The following is a 19,976-nucleotide window of genomic DNA, read 5'->3' on the forward strand; positions in this document are numbered from 1 at the left end:
CGGTCCGCGGATAACCGACTGGGAGTGCCGGCAAGCGCCGGCACTCCTCCTTTCCGGCAGACTTTCCGCCCGGCGGGTATTTTCCGCCATCCGGCAGCGACGCGATCAGGCAAGTTTATTCTCCGTCCCATCGGGGCAAGGAGGTTCCCATGAGCGCCAGTGGTCTCAAGGTTTTCGACGAAACCCTTCAAGTCACCAACAGCTGGCTGAAGGATCTGATGGAAATGCTCTACACAGACGATCGGCAGTTGGCTTATTGCGGTCTCCGGGCGGTTCTGCATGCACTACGCGACGAGTTAGAGCCGGAAATGGCTGTCCATCTCGCGGCTCAGCTTCCCATGCTGGTCCGGGGCTTCTACTACGAAGGTTGGAAACCGTCCCGCACCCCGACACCGAACCGGCATCTCGATGCCTTCTATCAGGCAATCCGGACGGAGATGCGCGGCCACCCGGAGGTCAAGGCGGACCGCCTGATGGGCGCCGTGTTCGACCTGCTGGCGAGCCGGATCGACGCCGGCGAGGTTCGGAAAGTAGCGCGCTCACTCCCCCGTGAAATCCGTGACCTCTGGGGCATTCCATCTTGATCGCACCTCGACGGCGCGGCAATGGAGCGGCGGGAGGGAGATTACGGAGGATGCGGCGAGAATCGGGCATTTCGAGGGACAGCGACAACCTGCTGCTGACGGACTTCTATCAGTTGGCGATGTTTCAGGCCTATGTCGAGCAGGGCCTGACGGACACCGCCAGCTTCGAGCTGTTCGTGCGCAAGCTTCCTCCAGGCCGAAACTTCCTTGTTGCCGCCGGGCTTGAGCAGGCGGTCGAGTTCCTGGAAGGCGCCCATTTCGATAAGGAAGGTCTCGACTGGCTCGGGGAATGTGACGGGCTCTCGAATACGGCCCTGAAAGCGTTAGAGGAGTTCCGCTTCACAGGCGACGTCGACGCAGTTCCCGAGGGGACGGTTTTCTTCGCTCATGAGCCGATCCTGCGGGTCACAGCGCGCTTGCCCGAAGCGCAGTTGGTCGAGAGCCGCCTGATCAATCTGCTTCACCTCCAGACCGTCGTCGCCTCCAAGGCGGCGCGTCTGGTGCTCGCCGCGCGCCATCGTCCCCTCATCGACTTCGGCCTGCGGCGCGCCCATGGGGCGGAGGCCGGCATGCTGGCGGCACGGGCGAGCCGCGTCGCCGGCTTCTCCGGAACCGCGACGGCGCTGGCGGGGATGCGCTTCGGCATTCCGGTCGTCGGCACGATGGCCCATTCCTTCATCCAGGCGCATGGCGACGAGATGGAGGCATTTCGCAACTTCGCGCATTCCCGCCCGCACAACCTCGTGCTGCTCCTGGATACCTACGACACCGAAGCCGCCGCGCGCAAGGCGGTCGTCCTGGCGCGATGCATGGCGGGCGAGGGCATCCGGCTCGACGGCGTGCGCCTCGACAGCGGCGACCTCGACGCCTTGTCCCGCCGAGTGCGGTACATCCTCGACGAGGGTGGACTGACCGACACCCGCATCGTCGCCAGCGGCGGCCTGGATGAAGCGGCGGTTGCCGATCTGGTCGACGGCGGTGCGCCCATAGACAGCTTCGGCATCGGCACCAGCCTGACGACCTCCAGTGACGCGCCGGCGCTTGACTGTGCCTACAAGCTGGTCGAATACGCCGGGCTGCCCCGGCGCAAGCGATCGGCCGGCAAGGCGACCTGGCCGGGACGCAAGCAGATCTTCCGGCGTTACGATGTCGACAACCTGATCAAGGCCGACTGCCTTTCCACCGCCGGAAGCGACGAGCAGGGCCGGCGGCTGCTGGTTCCGGTGATGCGCGCCGGCCGACGGATTTGCCAACTCCCGGAATTGGACGCGATCAGGACCTATGCCGGGGAGGAGCTTGCCTCCCTGCCGGAACCACAACATCACCTGATGCCGTGTGATCCGTTCGAAGTGGACATCGACCCGTCGCTGGACCGGCTTGCCGAGGAGGCGGACAGACTGATCGACAGGATGGAGACCGGGCTCGACCCGTGATGGATTGAGTTAACCTGGTTTAAGGCCGCCGCCGACGCTCCGGCATACGCTGCCTCTCCCGTGTCGTCGTTGAGACGGCGGCGACAGCGACATGGAGAGCTCGATGATCAGGCATATTCTCGTTGGCACCAGCGGCCTCGCCTCCGACGCGGACCTGCTGACGACGGCCTTCAACCTTGCGCGCCCCTTCTTGGCACATGTCGATGTCCTGCATGTCCGGCGCGACCCGGCGCAGGATCTGCCCCTCTACGGCGAAAGCATTCCGCCGGACATGCTCGACGCCATCATTCGCGAAGCGGAACTGAATGCGAGGGAGGCGTCGGCGGTGGCCCGGCGGATGTTCGATCAGGCCGTGACCGCCGCCGCCATCCCCATGGCGAATGTACCCGGAGGACCGGACGAGGGACAGGAACGCGTGACGGCGAGCTGGCGGGAGATTGCTGGCGTCCCCGTGCGGGTACTGGCGGCCGAGGCCCGTTTCGCCGATCTGACGCTGTTGACCCGGCCGACAGGCACGCCGGTGGACCTGAACATGATCGAAGGCCCCCTGTTCGAAGCTGGCCGTCCGGTACTCCTGACCGGGAACGACATGGCTCATCCGGATCGGGTCGTGATCGCGTGGGACGGCAGTCCGCCTGCAGTACGGGCGGTGGCCAGCGCACGGGACTTCATCGTCCGCGCGGTCGAGGTTAACATCCTGGTCGTGGAGGATGAAGCGGTGGGCGCCGTGGCCGCCGCCGTCTCGGGACGCCTGCATCCGCGCCCCGACCGCCTGGCCGCGCATCTGGCGTGGCACGGCGTCCTTGCCGAAACCCGGCTGGTCAGCCGACAGGGACGCACGGTCGGCGAGACGCTGGCCGAGACAGCCACGGATTTGAACGCCGGTCTGCTGGTGATGGGCGGCTACGGCCATAGCCGTTTCCGTGAGATCGTCCTGGGCGGAGCGACGCGGCACATGCTCACGATCCCGACCGGCTGCGCGGTGCTGCTGGCCCATTGACGGTGCTGATTCACTGGCGGAAGGAGGCCCACCATGGCGCTCGACGACATCGCGCTGTTCGATCCGGATCCCGAGTGGGGGCACGGAAGACGGATCGCAGATTATCTTGAAATACCGGTCAGCCCCCATGAGGAGCGCGGATTCGAGGACGGCGAGTTCAAGCTCCGCCCCTTGGTGGGGGTGCGGAACAAGGATGTCTATGTCGTTCAATCGCTCCGGGGTGACGCCGGGCGCAGCGTCCACGACAAGCTGTGCCGGCTGCTGTTCCTGATAGGGGCACTCAAGGACGCTTCGGCCGGAAGGGTCACCGCCGTCACTCCCTACCTGGCATACGCGCGGAAAGACCGGCGCACAAAGCCGCGCGATCCAGTGACGATCCGCTACCTGGCAAGCCTGCTGGAGGCGGTCGGAACCGACCGCGTCGTTACTGTCGATGTCCACAACGACGCCGCTTTCGAGAACGCTTTCCGGTGCCCGACGGAGCATCTGGAAGCACGCAAGCTGTTCGTGGAGCACTTGGCAATGCTGAGCGGCCATGACGCCCTGTCGGTCGTCTCGCCCGATGTCGGCGGGGTGAAGCGGGTTGAGCGGATGCGGGAATCCCTGGCCCATGCTCATGGAGGAGACATCGGATTGGCCTTCATGGAGAAGATGCGCAGCGGCGGCGTCGTCAGTGGGGACCATCTGGTCGGCGACGTCAAGGACCGGACGGTCGTCATCCTGGACGACCTGATCAGCACGGGCACCACCATGATACGGGCGGCGGCCGCTTGCCGTGCGGCTGGGTGCCGTCAGGTCTTCGCCGTGGCGACGCATGGCGTATTCGTCGGTGCCGCCGCGGAGTTCGTGGCGTCACCGTTGTTCGACAGGATCGTCGTGACCGATACGCTGCCGCCGTTCCGTCTCCCGCAGGACCTGGTATCCGACCGCCTGACCGTGCTGAGTACCGCTCCTTTGCTGGGGGAAGCCATCGCCCGAATTCATGGCGGCGGCTCCATCAGTGAACTTCTGGCCGATTGAGCGCCACGCGCCAGGGCAAGCATGAGGTAGGCTTCGACACGGCTCAGCCACTCCGCGCGCCGCTCCGCTGGCGCGTCATCCAGCCTGAGGGCCGCGAGCCGTGCCCGCAGGCTGGCGCGAAAGCCGCCGTAGAAGGCATGAAGGCGAGGGTCCGGCACGTCGCCGCTTTCCGCACCGTAGCTTTCCAAAAGCTTCTCTCCTATCCAAGAGGCTCCAAGCCGCTCGCATTCAAGTCCCAGATACGCCAGTTCGTCTACGGGATCGAGCAGGCGCAGATCGCGATCGAATTCGAGGCAATCGATGATCCTCGGTTCCCCATCCAGAAAGACGTGTTCGGGTCGGAGATCGCCATGCCCCTCGACGATCCGCCCCTGGGCCGCCCGTTCTTGCAGCAATCTTCCATGATTTGCCAGGAAGGCAACCTGTCCCTCCGCCGCCCGGCGCGCCTGGTCCGCCAAGGCGCGGGGGACGCGCGGTACGATGATGTCCCGGTTGATACCCAAATTCCGCACGAAGAGGTCCTTGTAGTCGGATGGGGACATCGGAACCGACGGAGCCTGCCGGTAGAAGCGGCAAAGGACCGTACTCAAGCCAGCAATATCGGTGCGTGTCACGGTACCGCTCCGGATCGTCTCGTCGAGCCGGCGGTTCATCGGCAGGCGTTTCATCCATACCAGCCAGTCGACCACCTTTCGCGTTCCGCCACGCGGGCAGCCAAGGCACAGCGCTCCGTCCGGCAGCGACATCAGTTCCACAACGCCCAGATAGACGTCGGGAGCGAGCCGGCGGTTCAGGCGGACTTCCGCCAGTGAATTCTTTCGTCTGGCCTCCAGCGTCGAGAAATCGAGGTGGGGCAGCAGCGCCGGCTTCTTGAGCTTGTAGACGTGCCGGTCGGTCAGGAACACCCATGACAGGTGCGTCTCGATGACCTCCACCTTCCGGGAACTTTCCGGGTAGGCGCCGGGGCGTCCAAGAAATGCCACCTTCGCGGCAAGCGTCATGCGGCCTTGCTCCGATCCAGGCACCAGACTGGCCGGTGGCTTCGGTGTCTGGTCGCTGGACATTGCCATTCCTCCCTGGAAGGCCTCGCCCACGGCGCCTTAGGCCTAGATAGCTGCGCCAGTCCGCAGGCACCGGATCGGATACGAGAGCGCAGCCCGATCATCATACGCCCGATCATCATACGCCCGATCATTATACGAAGGCGGACAGCCTGGCCCCGCCCGTGACTACGCCGATCGTGGCGTGCGCCCTTTGCCGCTTTCCGGCTGCTACTGCGCGGATTTCTGGTACGACCCGCGCCTATGTGGGGCAAAGTCCCTTTCCGCCGCGTCGAGCAGGCGGATCACGTCGGCGTCGTCAAGTTGGCGGAAATCCTCGTAGAAGTTTCCGATTGCTCCGAAGCTCGATGGGGTGTGCAGGCAGACTACCTCGTCGACCTCGGCGGTCAGGTCCGACACCGCAGCGGGAGGTGCGACCGGCACCGCCAGTACCAGCCGCCTCGGAAAGGCCCGGCGCACCGAGCGCAGGGCGGCGCGCATCGTCGCCCCGGTGGCGATGCCGTCGTCTACCAGGATGGCTGTGCGTCCCGCGATCGGTGCGCGGGGACGGCCCTTGAGATAGACGACACGACGACGTTCCATTTCCCCAAGCTGCTGCTCCTTTGCCTCCCTGAGCCACTCGTCGCTCACGAGTTCGGCAAGCCCGCGGTTCAAGACGGTCTCGACGTGGCCTCCGTTAGCAAGCGCGCCGATTGCCAGCTCCGGTTGGAAGGGGGCGCCGATCTTGCGCACGAGGACGAGATCGAGCGGAGCCTTCAGCGCCCGCGCCACTTCGAACCCCACGGCGACGCCGCCGCGGGGCAGGGCGAGGACGACCGGATCCTGCTCGGTCAGGTGCATCAGCTTGGCCGCCAGACGCCGGCCGGCGTCGCTGCGGTTTGTGAACCGGCCATAAATCATGCGGTCTCCGTTGCGAATACAGGACTCGATCAGTGCCTCTTGATGCAGACGGATCTGCTCGAAGCGGCGCGGACATGTGATCCAGTGCTGCTGCTCTTCCTTTGATGCCCTTTGTTAAGATTATTGGCGCCCACGAACGATGCCTTAATCCAGATCAAGGTCGATCAGCTAGGATCGGTCATGAATAAGCGCATAGGAACATTATTGCTGCGCCCGCAGGCATTCGTCTCTATATCGGGTAAGTCCTGTAACGACGATTCCCGTCAATGCCTTCGTTACGCAATATCTATATGAGGAAGCTAATTTGCTCGAGTTACAGAAAGCATATACTTTCCGCATACAGGCTTGTCGCAGGAGTGTGGTGATGATCCCGATCGTCTTCGCCTCGCTGATGACAACGCCGGCGAAGGCAACGGTGGTTTATAACTGGCGCACCGTGAGCGTGGAACGCGGTGTCGAGATGTCAGGTCGTATCGGGTTTTCGGAAGAGGCCTGGTTTGCCCGCAGAGCCGTGGTCGATTTTCTCGGGTTTGCACAGTCCCCTTCAGGCTCGCCGGGGGACTCGAGGTTCATCTATCCGGAGGAAAACGCCGAAGGCGAAGCGGACCTGACGCCCGATGTCGTCGATTTCAGCGTCTTCTTCAGCGATATGGGCATCGGCGGTGCCGTTTACCTCACCCTCGGTGAGAACCGGGTGTCGAGCCGGCTTCAACTGGACATGACCTTCGACAGCCTGGGTCAGCCATCCGGCGGGTTCAGTGCCAACTCCGAGCCAGCTTCTGCCCATTTCGTCGTCTTCGGCAACGGCAACTTTTGGAGAGCGGAGTACGGTTCCGACGGTGCGTGTCAGCCACGCTGTCAGACGACAGGATTCTGGGAGCTTGATCAAACCACGGATCCAACCAGGGTCACCGAACCCGGCGGTTTCCTGCTGGTCTTCTCCGGTGCACTTGGCCTTGTGGCTCTGGGAATGCGCTCGTCAGGCTGGCCGGCGTCCGGGAAGCCAACCAAGGCGCCAGGATGATCATTACCGCTTTCGTCAATACTCAGCTTCACGGTCCATGTTCTTCCCTGATCGCCAACTCGGTCAAGGAGCGGTGGACATCCACGGCAATCAGCCTTACGGCTTCAGGGCAGAAGCCCATTGCCCGAAGTTATCCAGTACATCAATTCCCACGACGGCGTTGAAATCAGCGTGCTGGCAACACCTAGTGCCGCTTGAATACCACGTCATCCGATAGCCGGTGATTTCTTCGCCTGAGTGACGACAAATAGGACATTTCAGGTCCGAGCCTGCCTTACGTCCTCGTTCCGAATCAAGGAGGATGGGCCTGCAAGATGCTAATCCGGGGCGGCGCAGGACTGGGGGGCATCGAACGCGTCCGTCGGGACGCTGCTGACGATGACGTTCTCTCCGCTCGGCGGTGGTGATCGCCCCGGAAGAACCTTGGCTGGGGTTCCGGTGGCCGGCGGCGCATGAAGGGATGGCTTCATCCATCCTAATGCGCCATCAGCACCGGTACCGGCGCATGCTTCAGGACGTGGCGGGTGACGCCACCCAGCATGCTCTGACGGAGCGGGCCATGAGTGTAGCCTCCCATCACCAGCAGATCGGTTTGCAGGTCGGTCGCCGCCGAAAGCAGGCTGGTGCCGGTCGAATGCTGGCTGTGCTCGACGATGCGAAGCTCGGCGGGAATGCCGTGGAGGCGCAGGTAATTCATCAGCATCCGGTCGTGCGACTCTGGACAATCGGCTTCCCCGATCCGCAGCACGTAGACATTGTCAGCTTGCGACAGGAACGGGAGCGCTGATTTGACCGCCTGCGCGCCCTCGATGCTGCCGCTCCAGGCTATGACGACTTGCGACGGGACCATGTCGTGCGCCAGCTTGGGAACCAGCAGGGCGGGGCGGCGGCCCATCAGCAGGGTCGCTTCGAGCAGACTTCCGTCCAGCGGCAGGATATCCACGCCATCCGGGTCGTTGCCGAGGACCACGACGTCGTGGAAGGGCGATATCGCCGCGACGGCCCTGGTCAGGTATCCGCGTTCCACCAGAAGCGACGCCGAGAAAGGTGGAGCCTCTACCTGATCCGCCGGTACGACCGGTGCTCCGAACTCGCGCGCCGCCCGCTCCAGCAGTTGCGCCGCCGCATGCTCCCGCGATCTGGCGTCCTGACCGATCTCGGCCAAGAGGCCGACGGGAGGCGATATCATGCTATATCTCGCCCAAGTCACCGCGAAATCCTCCTCGGTCGGTTGGGCGAGCAGCGCGGTTACATGGGCGTTGTTGCTCTGCGCAAGTCGAAGGGCGCCGCGCAGGGCATGGATATCGTGTTCGATACCTTCGATCGGGACCAGAATGGCCTTTATCGACATGGCGTTTCCCCAGTTGACTGGCCTTATTGTTCGTATGCGGAACTGTCCCCCTGCTGTAGAGCAGGCTGGGGGTGGTCAGGCATTAACCTGGATCAACCATCGCAGCTTTGCCTTTGGACCGATCAAGGTGCCGAGGCCTGCCACTCCGGTCTAAGTACCTCGGGAAGGCGATACTCTTTAGCTGGCCGGGATTGACCTGGAACAAGGCTCGATGGACTGGCGGCTGTCTAGATGCCGGCATTCTCGTTTTCGGTCTACAGCGTGGCGACCGGCGTGAAGACCGAGATCGAGAATGCCAGCGTCGCTGTCGTCGACGGCGACCACTCCGCCTTGTCGTCCCGCCTGCGCGAAGCGTTCCTGCAACCCTACTTCCGGCTCCCGGCGATGATCGACCGGTCCGAGCTGGACCCAGCCATGGACCGGGGAGAGCGGACCTTCGTGCTCGATTCCCGCCCAGGTTCGAGGCCGATCTCCTGCGCGGACGCCAGTCGCAGCTTCAGCTCAACATCGACGCGACCGCCATGACCCAGGCCGGAGTGGGTGCGGGCTACATCGAAGCCATCGTTCAGCGCGAGACCATGGACTTTCTACAGGAACGCGGCGACGCCGAAACCGTCCCGATCAGGCCGGTGATCCGGGCCTTTTTCAACCCGAACCTGGTGGGATCCTCGTTCCATTCCGTCATGTCGGTGATGGAGAGCATAACGATCCTGTCGATCCTGCTGGTCGGGGCCGCCGTCATCCGCGAGCGGGAGCATGGCACGATCGAGCACCTGCTGGTGATGCCGGTGCGGGCAAGCGAAATCGCCTTCGCCAAGATATGGGCCAACGGGCTGGTCATCCTGATAGCGGCCGATCTCTCACTCCGCTTCGTCGTCCAGGGAGCGCTGGGGGTGCCGCTCGAAGGATCGATGCCGCTGTTCCTGGCCGGAGCGGCCGCATACCTGTTCGCCACCACATCGCTCGGCATCCTGCTCGCGACCATCGTGCGGTCGATGCCGCAGTTCGCGCTGTTGGCGATCCCGGTCTTCCTGATCCTGAACATGTTGTCGGGTGCTACCTCGCCGATCGAGGGGATGCCGGCGGCATTGCAATTCATCCTCCAGGCATCCCCCACGGTGCATTTCGTGAAGCTCGCGCAGGCGGTGCTGTTCAGGGGCGCCGGTCTGGAGATCGTCTGGCCGGAGCTTGCCGTGCTGGCCGGTCTTGGCAGCCTCTTCCTGGCGGCGGCGCTGGCCCGCTTCAGGACGATGCTGGCGAAAAGCAATCAGTAGCGCCGACGTTCCGGCGGTTCCGTCTCTGCCGAAAGCGCGTCGGCCAGCCGGTTGCCCTGACCGTTGAGCGCGACGGATCGAGGCGCACCCTGACCGCCACCATTCTGAAGGAGAGACGAGCCGAACGGCGCTGAAACGCCCGTGGGCTTCATCTCAAATATGCCTCCGACGCGTAGCGCCGCATCATCCTCTGGCTGTTGAAGTAGCTGGCGATCTTGCTGATCGACTGCTTCATCATCCAGATCCAGCGTGCGCGGTCTCCGTAGTAGAGCGGCAGGACATCGCCTTCCAGCCTTCGGTAGAGGTCTTCCGCATCGTCATCGGCGGTCCCGAGATCGGCATCGCCGATGGCCCAGCCGGTGGTGCCGTCGATGCAGGCCTCCATCCACCAGCCGTCGAGCACGCCCAGGTTCAGGACGCCGTTCAATGCCGCCTTCATGCCACTGGTCCCCGACGCCTCCAGCGGCGGCAGCGGCGTATTGAGCCAGACATCGGACCCGGAGGTGAGCAGGCGTGCCAGGTCCATGCCGTAGTTGGCAAGGAATGCGACCGGGATATCCGCCGCCAGTTCGGCTTTGCGGCGGTGCAGCGCCTGGATGACACGTTTTCCGTCCTCGTCATGGGGGTGCGCCTTGCCGGCGATGACGATCTGAAACGGGTGAGTTTTCGCCAAGGCCCGCAACCGGTCCAGATCGCTGAAAAGCAGGTCCAGCCGCTTGTATCCGGTCATTCTCCGGGCGAAGCCAAGGATGAGCGTGTCCGGCGACAATGACGATCCGGTCTCCTGTGCGATCCGGTTCAGCAAGGCGAGCTTGGCGCGCCGATGGGCCTCCCACACCGCGGCATCGTCGAGCCCGTCCGCCCGCACCAGAACTTCCGGCTCGTGGCCCCAGTTGGGGAAATGCCGCTGGTAGAGCTGGGCGAAGCTTCCGCAGGTCCAGGTCTCGACATGGACGCCGTTGGTGATGGCATGGACCCGGTAGCCGGGAAAAAGCTGGCGCGAGATTTCCGCGTGCCGCTTGGCGACGCCGTTGACGTAGCCGCTGAGGTTCAGCGCCAGCCGGGTCATGTTGAGGTCCTGCCCGCCGGCGACTGCCCTGAGCGCAGCGATATCGACGACGCCTTTCAGCTTTCCTTCGACCATATCGTACGGAAAGCGGTCGTGGCCGGCCTCGACCGGAGTATGGGTAGTAAATACGCAGTGCTGCCGTGCGACCTCCGGATCGTAGCCGGCATGCTCGGCGGTGTTGCCGTTCAGGTGGCGGTGGCCGTGCAGCATTTCCAATGCCAGCAGGGCCGAATGCCCCTCGTTCATGTGGTAGGTCTCGATCTCGAAGCCGAGTGCCCGCAGCAGACGGTAGCCGCCAATGCCGAGCACGATCTCCTGGTTCAGGCGATACCCGCTGTCGCCGCCGTAGAGGCTGCGGCAGATGTCGCGGTCCTGTGGAGCGTTCTCGTCGAGCATCGTGTCCAGCAGGAGCACCGGGACTTCATAGCCGAGCGCGCCCTTGTGCCGGTACAGCCACGGCCGCACCCAGACGTCGCGGCCTTCGATGGCGACCGCCACCTTGGCGCCGAGCGGCCGCGCCCAGCGCTCCGGCTCCCACGGGTCGGGCTGTTCGATCTGCCTGCCGTCTTCGCCGATGCTTTGCCGGAGGTAGCCGTCGCGGCTGACCAGGGTCACGAAGACCACCGGCAATTCAAGGTCGGCGCACGACCGCACGGTGTCGCCGGCGAGAATGCCGAGCCCGCCGGCATAGGTGTGGATTTCCGGGCGTAGCGCGATCTCCATCGAGAAATAGGCGATCCGGCTCCGCTGCGTGAACGCATCGATCATGAAGGACTCTCCCGGCTGTTCCCCGTCGCGTCCGGTTCGGGAACCCGCCCACAAACCTGGATCATGGGCAACCTGGAGCATGGGCGCGGGACGTTGCTTGATCGAGGTTAAGGCCGTTTGTTCCCGTTCTCCCTATCCTCCGCCTCCTCCACGGTGTCGTAAAAGCAGGAGCCGGCCATGCAGGACACGACGTACATCCGCTGGTTCTCCGATCTCGAACGCGACGATGTTTCGTCGGTCGGCGGCAAGAATGCTTCCCTCGGTGAGTTGTACCGGCATCTGAGGCCGCTGGGCGTCGAGGTGCCGGACGGCTTCGCCCTGACCGCAGCCGCCTTCCGGGATGCTTTGACCGAGGCGAAGGCATGGGATGAACTCCACCGGCTGCTCGACCCTCTCGACAAGACCGATGTCGTCAGCCTCGCCCGCGCTGGGGCGCGTGCCCGAGAGATCGTCTACGCCGCCGGCCTGACCCCGCGCATGGAGGACGAATTACGCGCCGAATGGCGCGGGCTGCTGGCGAAATACGGCGAGACGCTGACGGTCGCGGTCCGCAGTTCCGCGACCGCCGAGGACTTGCCGACCGCCAGCTTCGCCGGGCAGCACGAGTCCTACCTGAACGTGGCCGGAGAGATCGATCTGCTCGACGCGGTGCGGCGCTGCCATGCCTCGCTGTTTACCGACCGGGCCATCTCCTACCGGATCGACCAGGGGTTCGACCACTTCAAGGTGGCGCTCTCCGTCGGCGTACAGAAGATGGTGCGCGCCGATCTCGGTGCTGCCGGCGTCATGTTCACGCTCGACACGGAATCCGGTTTCCGGGACGTGGTGTTCATCACCGGCGCCTACGGGCTGGGCGAAACAGTCGTCCAGGGTGCCGTCGATCCCGATGAGTTCTACGTCCACAAGCCCACTTTCCGGCAGGGGCACCGTGCAGTCCTGCGGCGGCGCCTGGGCGAGAAGCAGGTCCGCATGATCTACCGTCCGGGCCGCACGCGGGAGCCGACGCGGATCGTCCCGACGCCCAATGCGGATCGCGAGCGCTTCTGCCTGACCGACGAGGAGGTCTTGCGGCTGGCCGAATACGCGATCCGGATCGAGGACCACTATGGCCAGCCGATGGACATAGAGTGGGCCAAGGACGGGCTGGACGGCGGCCTCTACATCGTGCAGGCGCGGCCGGAAACGGTCGCGTCCCGCAGCGGCGCGTTGGAGATGGAAAGCTTCGTTCCGGAAGGCAAGGGCAGGGTCCTCGCCACCGGCCGCGCCGTCGGCGCCCGCATCGCTTCCGGCCCGGCGCGGGTGGTGACGGACGCCCATCACCTCTCGGCCTTCCGCCCCGGCGAAGTTCTGGTCGCGGACACGACCACGCCGGACTGGGAGCCGGTGATGAAGACGGCGGCGGCCATCGTCACCAACCGGGGCGGCCGCACCTGCCACGCCGCCATCGTCGCCCGGGAGCTGGGCATACCCGCCGTTGTCGGGGCGGAGCGGGCGACCTCAGCGCTGTCGGAAGGACAGGTAGTGACCGTGTCCTGCGCCGAGGGCGACACGGGCATGGTCTATGACGGCGCCGTGCCGTTCCGGGTTGATCGCGTCGATCTCAGCCTGTTGTCGCGCCCACAAACACGCATCATGGTCAATCTCGGCAACCCGGATCAGGCCTTTCGGAACGCGCGGCTTCCGGTCGATGGTGTCGGTCTGGCGCGGATGGAGTTCATCATTATCGAGTCCATCAAGGCGCACCCAATGGCGTTGATCCATCGGGATCGGGTCGAGGACGCGGCCGAACGCGACCATATCGCCCGCCTGATCCGTCACTATCCGGACGGCTCCGCCTATTTCGTCGAACGCCTGTCGGAAGGCATCGGCACGATAGCCGCCGCTTTCCATCCGCGCCCCGTCATCGTCCGCCTGTCGGATTTCAAGACCAACGAGTATGCCTCCCTGATCGGCGGGCGCTGGTTCGAGCCGGTGGAGGAGAACCCCATGCTGGGGTTCCGGGGCGCCGCGCGCTACGCCCATCCGGCCTACGAGGAAGGCTTTGCGCTGGAGTGCAAGGCTCTCGTGCGGGTCCGCGAGACGATGGGGCTGACCAACGTCAAGGTCATGGTGCCGTTCTGCCGCCGGCTGGACGAAGCGGAGCGGGTGATCGCGGCCATGGCGCGCCATGGGCTGGAGCGCGGGCGCGATGGCCTTGAGGTCTACGTCATGTGCGAGATCCCCAACAACGTGCTGCTGGTGGACGAGTTCGCCAAGCTGTTCGACGGCTTCTCGATCGGCTCCAACGACCTGACCCAGTTGACGCTCGGCGTGGACCGCGACAGTCCGCTGGTGGCCTTCGACTTCGACGAGCGCGATCCCGGCGTGCTCGCCTTCCTGCGTCAGGCGGTCGAAGGCGCCAAGCGAAACGGCCGGCCGTGCGGCATCTGCGGACAGGCGCCCTCCGACTACCCGGAGGTCGCCGAGTTCCTGGTGCGCCTCGGCATCGACAGCATCAGCCTGACGCCGGACAGCGTCCTGAAGACCCTGAGCGCCGTCGTGGATCTGGAACGTCAGCTCGGACGCGCGCCGAGGGAAGCCGGGTAAGCGGGCTCCGGACCACCGGGCGCCCGCATGCGCATCCAGAAGCTTTCAGCGCAGGCGGCTCTGGCCAGCCTGCGCAGCGGCCAGGCCGGTCTCGCCGCAGCGGAGGTGGAGCGGCGCCTGCGCGGGTTCGGCCGCAACATCCTGGAGCCGGTCCGGCGCCGGCCCGTGGTCGAGCGCTTCCTGCGCAGCTTCACCCATTTCTTCGCCGTCCTGCTGTGGCTGGCCGCGGCCTTGGCGCTGGTGGCGGAGGGCTATGAGCCGGGCGGCGGCATGGGCGTCCTGGCCGTCGCCATCGTCGCGGTCATCGTCATCAACGGCCTCTTCAGCTTCTGGCAGGACTACAAGGCGGAGCGGGAACTCGCGTCGCTGGCCCGCCTGCTGCCGCAGCGGGTGAAGGTGGTCCGTCATGGCGCCCTCGCGGTATGCGACGCGACGGACATCGTGCCGGGCGACGTCATTCAGCTGGCCGAAGGCGACCGCGTGCCGGCGGACGCGCGGGTGATCGACGCCCAGAGTCTGCGGATCAATGCGGCGCCGGTGACGGGCGAGGCCGAAGCGGTTTTCCGCGACGCCGACCCGACCGACGAGACCGATCCCCTTCAGGCGAGCAACCTTGTCCTGGCGGGGACCAGCGTGGTTGCCGGCGAGGGACGCGCCGTCGTCTACGCGACCGGCGCCCACACGGAGTTCGGGCGCATCGCCAAGCTGACCCAGGGCGACGACCGCGAACGCTCGCCGCTTCTGGCCGAGATCGCGCGGGTCAGCCGGATCATCGGCGTGCTGGCCGTCGTCGCGGGTATCGCCCTGGCGGCACTTGGGCTGAGGGCCGGCCTGCCGCCGTGGCAGGCGCTGGTGTTCGGCATCGGCATCATCGTGGCGAACGTGCCGGAAGGACTGCTGCCGACGGTGACCCTGGCGCTCGCCATCGGGGCAAGGCGCATGGCGAGGCGGAACGTGCTGATCCGGCACCTGCCGGCTGTCGAAACACTGGGCTCGGCCACCGTGATCTGCACCGACAAGACGGGCACCCTGACGCTCAACCGGATGAGGGTAAAGGCGACGCAGGGGCCGGTCAATGCCTTGGCGGCGGTGGAACGCCACTGCCATACGCTGAAACGGTCGGACCACGGCTGGCTCGGCGATCCGATGGAAGTGGCTCTGGTCGAGCACGCCGGTCCGGGGCCTTTGTACCCGCAGGTGGGCGAGGTGCCGTTCGACACCGAGCGCAAGCGCCTTTCGACCCTTCATAGCACTCCCCAAGGCCCTGTGATCTATACCAAGGGCGCCGTCGAGACGGTGCTGCCGCTGTGCTCGCACTGCGCCGAGGACACTGGAGCCGTGTTCCTGGACGAGGACCGGCGCGCCGCATTTCTGCGGAAGCAGGAGGACATGGCGAACCGGGGGCTGCGCGTGCTGGCGCTGGCGTGGAGGCGGAACCCCGACGCCGACGATCCCGAGCGCGGCCTCACCCTGGCCGGACTCGTCGGGCTGGAGGACCCGCCCCGGCCGGAGGTTCCCGATGCGATCGCCAAGGCGCGGGGCGCCGGCATACGCGTCATCATGATCACCGGCGACCATCCTCACACGGCGCTCGCCATCGCGCGGGAAATCGGCATGGTCGAGGGACTGGAACCGGAGATCGTGACCGGCGACCGGCTGCGGGTCATGTCCGAAGCCCACCTGATGCTGGCGCTCGACGCCGAAGACATCCTGTTCGCCCGCATCGGCGCGGACCAGAAGTTGCGCGTCGTCCAGGCACTCCAGCGCCGGGGCGAGATCGTCGCCGTCACCGGCGATGGCGTGAACGACGCTCCGGCGCTGAAGCAGGGCGACATCGGCATCGCCATGGGCCTGTCCGGCACCGACGTGGCGCGCGAAGCCGCCGACATGGTCCTGCTCGACGACAACTTCGCCAGCATCGTCAGCGCCGTGGAGGAGGGTAGGGCGGTGTTCGCCAACATCCGCAAGTTCATGACCTACATCCTGGCCTCCAACGTTCCCGAGCTGGTGCCTTACCTTGCTTTCGGCCTGTTCGGCGTGCCGCTGCCGCTCACGGTCATCCAGATCCTTGCGGTCGATCTGGGCACGGACATGCTGCCGGCCCTGGCGCTGGGTGCTGAACCGGCGCACGGCGGCGCCATGACCATGCCGCCGCGCTCCCGAAGGCAGGGGCTGCTGACCGCCGGACTGATCCTGCGGGCCTACCTGCTGCTGGGATCGTTCGAGGCGATTGCCGCGATGTCCGGATATTTTGCCGTTCTGTCTGCCGGCGGCTGGCAATGGGGGCAGGGTCTCGGTCGCGCCGATCCGCTTTATCTTCAGGCCACGACAGCCTGTCTTGCGGCCATCGTGGTGGCGCAGGCCGTCAACGTGTTCCTGTGCCGGCGTGAGCGGGAGCCAATCCTCGACCGCACCTTGCCCGGCAACCCGCGCCTGTGGTGGGCAGTGGCGGTGGAGATCGGACTGATCCTGCTGATCGTGTACACCCCGATCGGCAACCGGCTGTTCGGCACGGCGCCACTGCCCGCGTGGGCCTGGGCAGCCGGTGTTCCCGCCGTCGCTGCCATGGTCGTGGCCGATGAGATACGCAAACGGCTGGCCAGGCATGATGAACGCTGAGAGCTTGTTCGCTGACGGGGCGTGCCGCCCTGTGCTGACCGGGATGCTACTTTGAGCTGAAAGAGGGCTGACGCGCGGGAGGTTAACGGGCTATGTCGAGGGCCGTCATCAACAATCGCCGAACCAGCAGGCTATGGGTACCGCCGTCAGAACCGCCAAGTCTTCTCCAGCCTCGTGGGCCGCCTTTGCCGACGTCGATGCCTTCGTGGACGAGGTTCTGATGGAACTCGCGGCAATGGAGGCGGACGGCACGAAGCCGACACGGTCGGGACCAAAGCCGGCGCTGACTGGAGCAGCGCCGTGCCAAGTCGATCATGGCGATCTGGTGTCTGTGCTTCTGTGGCATGCAGTGACGCGCGATCGGCCAGCTGTACGATATCCCGTTCAGCACGCTCTTCACGCTGTTCGCCCGCTGGACCCGGCCCGGCCTGTGGCGTTGCCTGCTCGATCGGCTGCGCTGCACCTGGCGGCTGGCCTGCGGTGACACCGCCGAGCCCCAAGTACCGTCGTCATCGATAGCCGCTCCTGCAGGTCGGCGCCGAGCGGCTTTGATGGCGGCAAAAAAGTCAACGGCGTCAAGGTTCACCTGGGTGTTGATAAGTATGGCATCCCGCTGGCGGTCGACGTCTCGTCAGCCAACGTGCATGGGCCGTGGCAACGCCGTCAGACGGTATACGAAGGGCATCATCCCGGTGCTCCGTGAACTCTCCGGCAAAGGGTTCCGGGGATCGGCACTGGGTGACCTGGGCTACCGAAGCAAACGACTGGCCAGGGCTGGCGGGAAGCTCGGTATTACCGTTAAGGCCATTGCCCGCGGTCATGATGGTGTCTTCATCCCGACCGGAATCTGCTGGGTGGTGGAGCGCTCCTTCTCCTGGATTTCGAATTACCGGCTGTTGAACACGATCTTCGAGCGAACGAAGGCGCACCTCATCGCCTTCATTGAAATCGCCTTACTTTTCATCCTCTCCGAGCCCGTGAAGCGCTTGGTGATCGAGAAGGTCGGCGGCTGACTTCGACAAACAGCTCCTGAGGACGGCGTATCCGGATCGGCTGTGGTCGCTCAGGTCCCGGCGACCGTCGTCGCCCGGCGGACTTCCACGCGGTCGGCGAGCCAGGAGGCGAGGACGCCCAGCAGCAAGGCCCAGAACGGAGCGCTGATGCTCAGCAGCTTCATGTCCGACATCGCCACGATCAAGGCCACGAAGGCGCCGAACTGGTGGCCACGTTCGGCCGAGAATGCCTGCTGAAACGCCGTGAGCAGCACGCCGATCATGGCGAGGCCGGCGACGGCCCCGATCAGGGGCCGGGGCAAGGCCAGGATGATGGGAACCGCGTAGCCGGCGACGATGCCGAACGCGGCGAACAGCACGCCGTTGACGACAGCCGCCGCGTAGCGTCCGCCCTTGTCCTCGCCTGCCTGTTCGGACGAGCAGATCGCGGTCATCGGTCCGGCGATGTTGGCGTTGTGTCCCCCGAGAAGGCCGGCCAGGATGCCGCCGACGCCGCTGATGACGGTCATCGCGTTGATCGGCGGGCGGTAGCCTTCGACCATCAGGACGCCGGTCGCCTGGGCGTTTTCCGCCCCAATCACCAGGATCGCCAGCGGCACGCTGATGGCGAGGAAAGCGTCCAGCGTGAAGGTCGGAACGGTGAAGGTGGGCGCCGCGAAGGCGATGTCGATGCTGGCGGTCTGGATGGACCCGGTCAGGGCCGCAACCGCGACCCCGACGATCAGGGCGGCAAGCACGGGTGGAAACGCCTTGACGAACCGCATCACGACGAAGAAGGCGATGACAGCCGCCCCGACGATCAGGGGAGCGGCGCCGACCGCCGTGACCACCCCGGTACCGAACCGGATCAAGGCGCCCGCGATCATTGCCATGACGATGGGCATCGGCAGCCAGCGCATGACCCTGCCGATCACGCCGCTCAGCCCCAGCAGCAGGACCAGGACGCCGGCCATGATGAAGGCTCCCACCGCCTGATTGAAGTCGAATGCCGTCAGCGCTCCGACCAGGATGGCGGCGCCGGGGATCGAGTAGGCCCCGACCACCGGCTGCATGTATAAGGGAGCCAGGACTAGACTGATTAAGCCGCCGAGGAAGTAGATGGCGAACAGCCAGGAAACGGTCTGGCTGCCGGTCAGCCCGCCCGCCTCTGCCGCGCCGATGACGATCAGCGCGGGGCCGGAGCAGCCGAAGATGGCGGCCACCGTGCCGGCGCTGATCGATTTCAGCGTGAGGTGGCGGGGGAGTTCGCGCAGGCCCTTCAGGTAGCCAACTCCGGGCTCGATGATGGCGGCGCGTCCTCCCGGAGCGGGAGTCGTGGCGTCGGCGTCGTTTGTCGTCATGGTCGCACCTCGTTGGGCAGACGGACCGAAGGTCCGCCCGGTTCCGCCGAAGCCGCTTGTCCGGCTTCGTTCCTTGGTTGCTTGTTTCCTCCCCGCGTCGGCCGGTCAGGCGCCGGTGAAGACGGGCTTCCGCTTATCGGTGAAGGACGCGACGCCCTCGCGGAAATCGTCCGACCCGCGCAGGCGGCCATAGGCCTGCCCTTCGATCTCGATGGCGCCCTGGACGGAGGTGTGCTGCCCCCGGTTGAGGACGGTCTTGATCGTGCGCTGGGCGAGCGGCGAGAAGCCGCGCAGTTCATCGACCAGGGCAGCTACCGCCGCTTCCAGTTCGGCATCGGCCACGCAGTCGGTCACGAAACCCCAGTCGAGAGCCTGACGTCCGGGAATCCGCTTGGCGCGCATGACCATGTCCTTGGTGCGGGCGATGCCGATCATGTGGAGCAGGCGGGCGGAGCCGCCGGAACCCGGAATCATCCCGATCCGCATTTCCGGCAGGGCGAACTGCGCGGTGTCGGAAGCGATGCGGAAGTCACAGGCCAGCGACAGCTCGAAGCCGACGCCGAAGCAGTATCCCCGGACCTGTGCTATCACCGGCTTGTGGCAGCGCTCCGGTGCCGCGATGTTCCACGCCAGTTCGGAAACGTGTTCCGGCGTTGCCTCCATGAAGCCGGTGATCTTGCCGCCCGAGGAAAAGTTTTCGCCGGCGCTGCGCAGCACGATGACCCGTACCTGGGGATCGTCGTCGAGTGCCGCGAAGACGGCGCTGAGCTGGTCGCGCTGAAGCATGGAGACGATGTTCAGCGGCGGACGGTCGAAGACGATATCGGCGCGTTCCTTGTCGGCGATCAGCTCGACGCGGAAACCATCGAGTTCGTTGAGCTGCGGAGTCTTGAAGGGATAGGTCGACATCGGTCGTTTTCCTTATTTTTACAAA

At 65.4% G+C, this 19,976-nt stretch carries 19 protein-coding genes; 12 read left to right on the forward strand and 7 right to left on the reverse strand.

The window, feature by feature from the left end; all coding sequences use genetic code 11:
- Nucleotides 1-149 precede the first annotated feature (149 nt).
- The 4 genes from N826_RS33490 to N826_RS33505 all read left to right on the forward strand — a co-directional run bounded on the left by N826_RS33490 (nucleotide 150) and on the right by N826_RS33505 (nucleotide 4,037).
- The gene (locus tag N826_RS33490) at nucleotides 150-584 is read left to right on the forward strand and encodes a DUF2267 domain-containing protein (protein ID WP_044436260.1); all 435 of its coding nucleotides are present in this window, start codon (nucleotides 150-152) and stop codon (nucleotides 582-584) included.
- Nucleotides 585-634: 50 nt separating this feature from the next.
- Entirely contained in the window at nucleotides 635-2,017 is a 1,383-nt protein-coding gene (locus N826_RS33495) for a nicotinate phosphoribosyltransferase (protein WP_044436261.1), read from the forward strand.
- A gap of 103 nt (nucleotides 2,018-2,120) precedes the next feature.
- Entirely contained in the window at nucleotides 2,121-3,017 is an 897-nt protein-coding gene (locus tag N826_RS33500; protein WP_169789463.1) for a universal stress protein, read from the forward strand.
- 33 nt (nucleotides 3,018-3,050) lie between these two features.
- The gene (locus tag N826_RS33505) at nucleotides 3,051-4,037 is read left to right on the forward strand and encodes a ribose-phosphate diphosphokinase (protein ID WP_044436264.1); all 987 of its coding nucleotides are present in this window, start codon (nucleotides 3,051-3,053) and stop codon (nucleotides 4,035-4,037) included.
- Here the strand turns inward: N826_RS33505 and N826_RS33510 are convergent.
- A complete protein-coding gene (locus N826_RS33510) occupies nucleotides 3,998-5,101 on the reverse strand; it encodes a hypothetical protein (RefSeq protein ID WP_052832525.1) in 1,104 nt (367 codons plus the stop codon). The two genes, N826_RS33505 and N826_RS33510, sit on opposite strands and share 40 nt — an antisense overlap.
- Nucleotides 5,102-5,308: 207 nt before the next feature.
- Complete coding sequence (locus tag N826_RS33515) at nucleotides 5,309-5,998, reverse strand: phosphoribosyltransferase (protein WP_044436266.1); 690 nt, start codon at nucleotides 5,996-5,998, stop codon at nucleotides 5,309-5,311.
- Between the two features lie 364 nt (nucleotides 5,999-6,362).
- Here N826_RS33515 and N826_RS33520 point away from each other — a divergent pair, with 364 nt between their 5' ends.
- Nucleotides 6,363-7,022, forward strand: coding sequence for a hypothetical protein (locus tag N826_RS33520; RefSeq protein WP_044436268.1), 660 nt, complete (start codon nucleotides 6,363-6,365; stop codon nucleotides 7,020-7,022).
- A 475-nt stretch (nucleotides 7,023-7,497) separates the two neighbouring features.
- On the opposite strand, the gene N826_RS40880 is transcribed toward N826_RS33520, so the two are convergent.
- Nucleotides 7,498-8,373, reverse strand: a complete 876-nt coding sequence (locus N826_RS40880) for a universal stress protein (RefSeq protein ID WP_084721404.1) — start codon at nucleotides 8,371-8,373, stop codon at nucleotides 7,498-7,500.
- A 231-nt stretch (nucleotides 8,374-8,604) separates the two neighbouring features.
- Here N826_RS40880 and N826_RS45500 point away from each other — a divergent pair, with 231 nt between their 5' ends.
- Nucleotides 8,605-8,898, forward strand: coding sequence for a hypothetical protein (locus N826_RS45500; protein ID WP_244619730.1), 294 nt, complete (start codon nucleotides 8,605-8,607; stop codon nucleotides 8,896-8,898).
- Nucleotides 8,847-9,647 carry an ABC transporter permease gene (locus tag N826_RS33530; RefSeq protein WP_244619729.1) on the forward strand — a complete coding sequence of 267 codons (801 nt, stop codon included), beginning with the start codon at nucleotides 8,847-8,849 and terminating at the stop codon, nucleotides 9,645-9,647. The genes N826_RS45500 and N826_RS33530 overlap by 52 nt, the downstream gene beginning before the upstream one ends.
- Here the strand turns inward: N826_RS33530 and N826_RS43715 are convergent.
- Nucleotides 9,641-9,799 (reverse strand): hypothetical protein, encoded by a 159-nt coding sequence (locus N826_RS43715; RefSeq protein ID WP_157599392.1) that lies wholly within the window; start codon nucleotides 9,797-9,799, stop codon nucleotides 9,641-9,643. The genes N826_RS33530 and N826_RS43715 overlap by 7 nt on opposite strands.
- Nucleotides 9,796-11,484, reverse strand: coding sequence for an alpha-glucan family phosphorylase (gene glgP / locus N826_RS33535; protein ID WP_044436270.1), 1,689 nt, complete (start codon nucleotides 11,482-11,484; stop codon nucleotides 9,796-9,798). Before glgP ends, N826_RS43715 begins: the two co-directional genes overlap by 4 nt.
- Nucleotides 11,485-11,661: 177 nt before the next feature.
- Between glgP and ppsA the strand changes: the two genes are divergently transcribed.
- From ppsA to N826_RS33550, 5 genes are all read left to right on the forward strand, one after another.
- Nucleotides 11,662-14,070 (forward strand): phosphoenolpyruvate synthase, encoded by a 2,409-nt coding sequence (gene ppsA / locus N826_RS33540; protein WP_044436271.1) that lies wholly within the window; start codon nucleotides 11,662-11,664, stop codon nucleotides 14,068-14,070.
- A gap of 27 nt (nucleotides 14,071-14,097) precedes the next feature.
- Entirely contained in the window at nucleotides 14,098-16,689 is a 2,592-nt protein-coding gene (locus N826_RS33545; RefSeq protein ID WP_044436273.1) for a cation-translocating P-type ATPase, read from the forward strand.
- 133 nt (nucleotides 16,690-16,822) lie between these two features.
- Nucleotides 16,823-17,173, forward strand: a complete 351-nt coding sequence (locus N826_RS43720) for a hypothetical protein (RefSeq protein WP_147041116.1) — start codon at nucleotides 16,823-16,825, stop codon at nucleotides 17,171-17,173.
- 27 nt (nucleotides 17,174-17,200) lie between these two features.
- Complete coding sequence (locus tag N826_RS46095) at nucleotides 17,201-17,392, forward strand: transposase (RefSeq protein ID WP_169789466.1); 192 nt, start codon at nucleotides 17,201-17,203, stop codon at nucleotides 17,390-17,392.
- Complete coding sequence (locus tag N826_RS33550) at nucleotides 17,334-17,702, forward strand: transposase (protein WP_044436274.1); 369 nt, start codon at nucleotides 17,334-17,336, stop codon at nucleotides 17,700-17,702. Before N826_RS46095 ends, N826_RS33550 begins: the two co-directional genes overlap by 59 nt.
- Before the next feature lie 50 nt (nucleotides 17,703-17,752).
- Here N826_RS33550 and N826_RS33555 read toward each other — a convergent pair whose 3' ends face one another.
- Together N826_RS33555 and N826_RS33560 are read right to left on the reverse strand one after the other, a co-directional pair.
- Complete coding sequence (locus N826_RS33555; RefSeq protein WP_044436276.1) at nucleotides 17,753-19,042, reverse strand: benzoate/H(+) symporter BenE family transporter; 1,290 nt, start codon at nucleotides 19,040-19,042, stop codon at nucleotides 17,753-17,755.
- Between the two features lie 105 nt (nucleotides 19,043-19,147).
- Nucleotides 19,148-19,951, reverse strand: a complete 804-nt coding sequence (locus tag N826_RS33560) for an enoyl-CoA hydratase/isomerase family protein (protein WP_044436278.1) — start codon at nucleotides 19,949-19,951, stop codon at nucleotides 19,148-19,150.
- Between the last annotated feature and the right edge of the window lie 25 nt (nucleotides 19,952-19,976).

This window comes from Skermanella aerolata KACC 11604 (assembly GCF_000936425.1).
Taxonomy (GTDB): domain Bacteria; phylum Pseudomonadota; class Alphaproteobacteria; order Azospirillales; family Azospirillaceae; genus Skermanella; species Skermanella aerolata.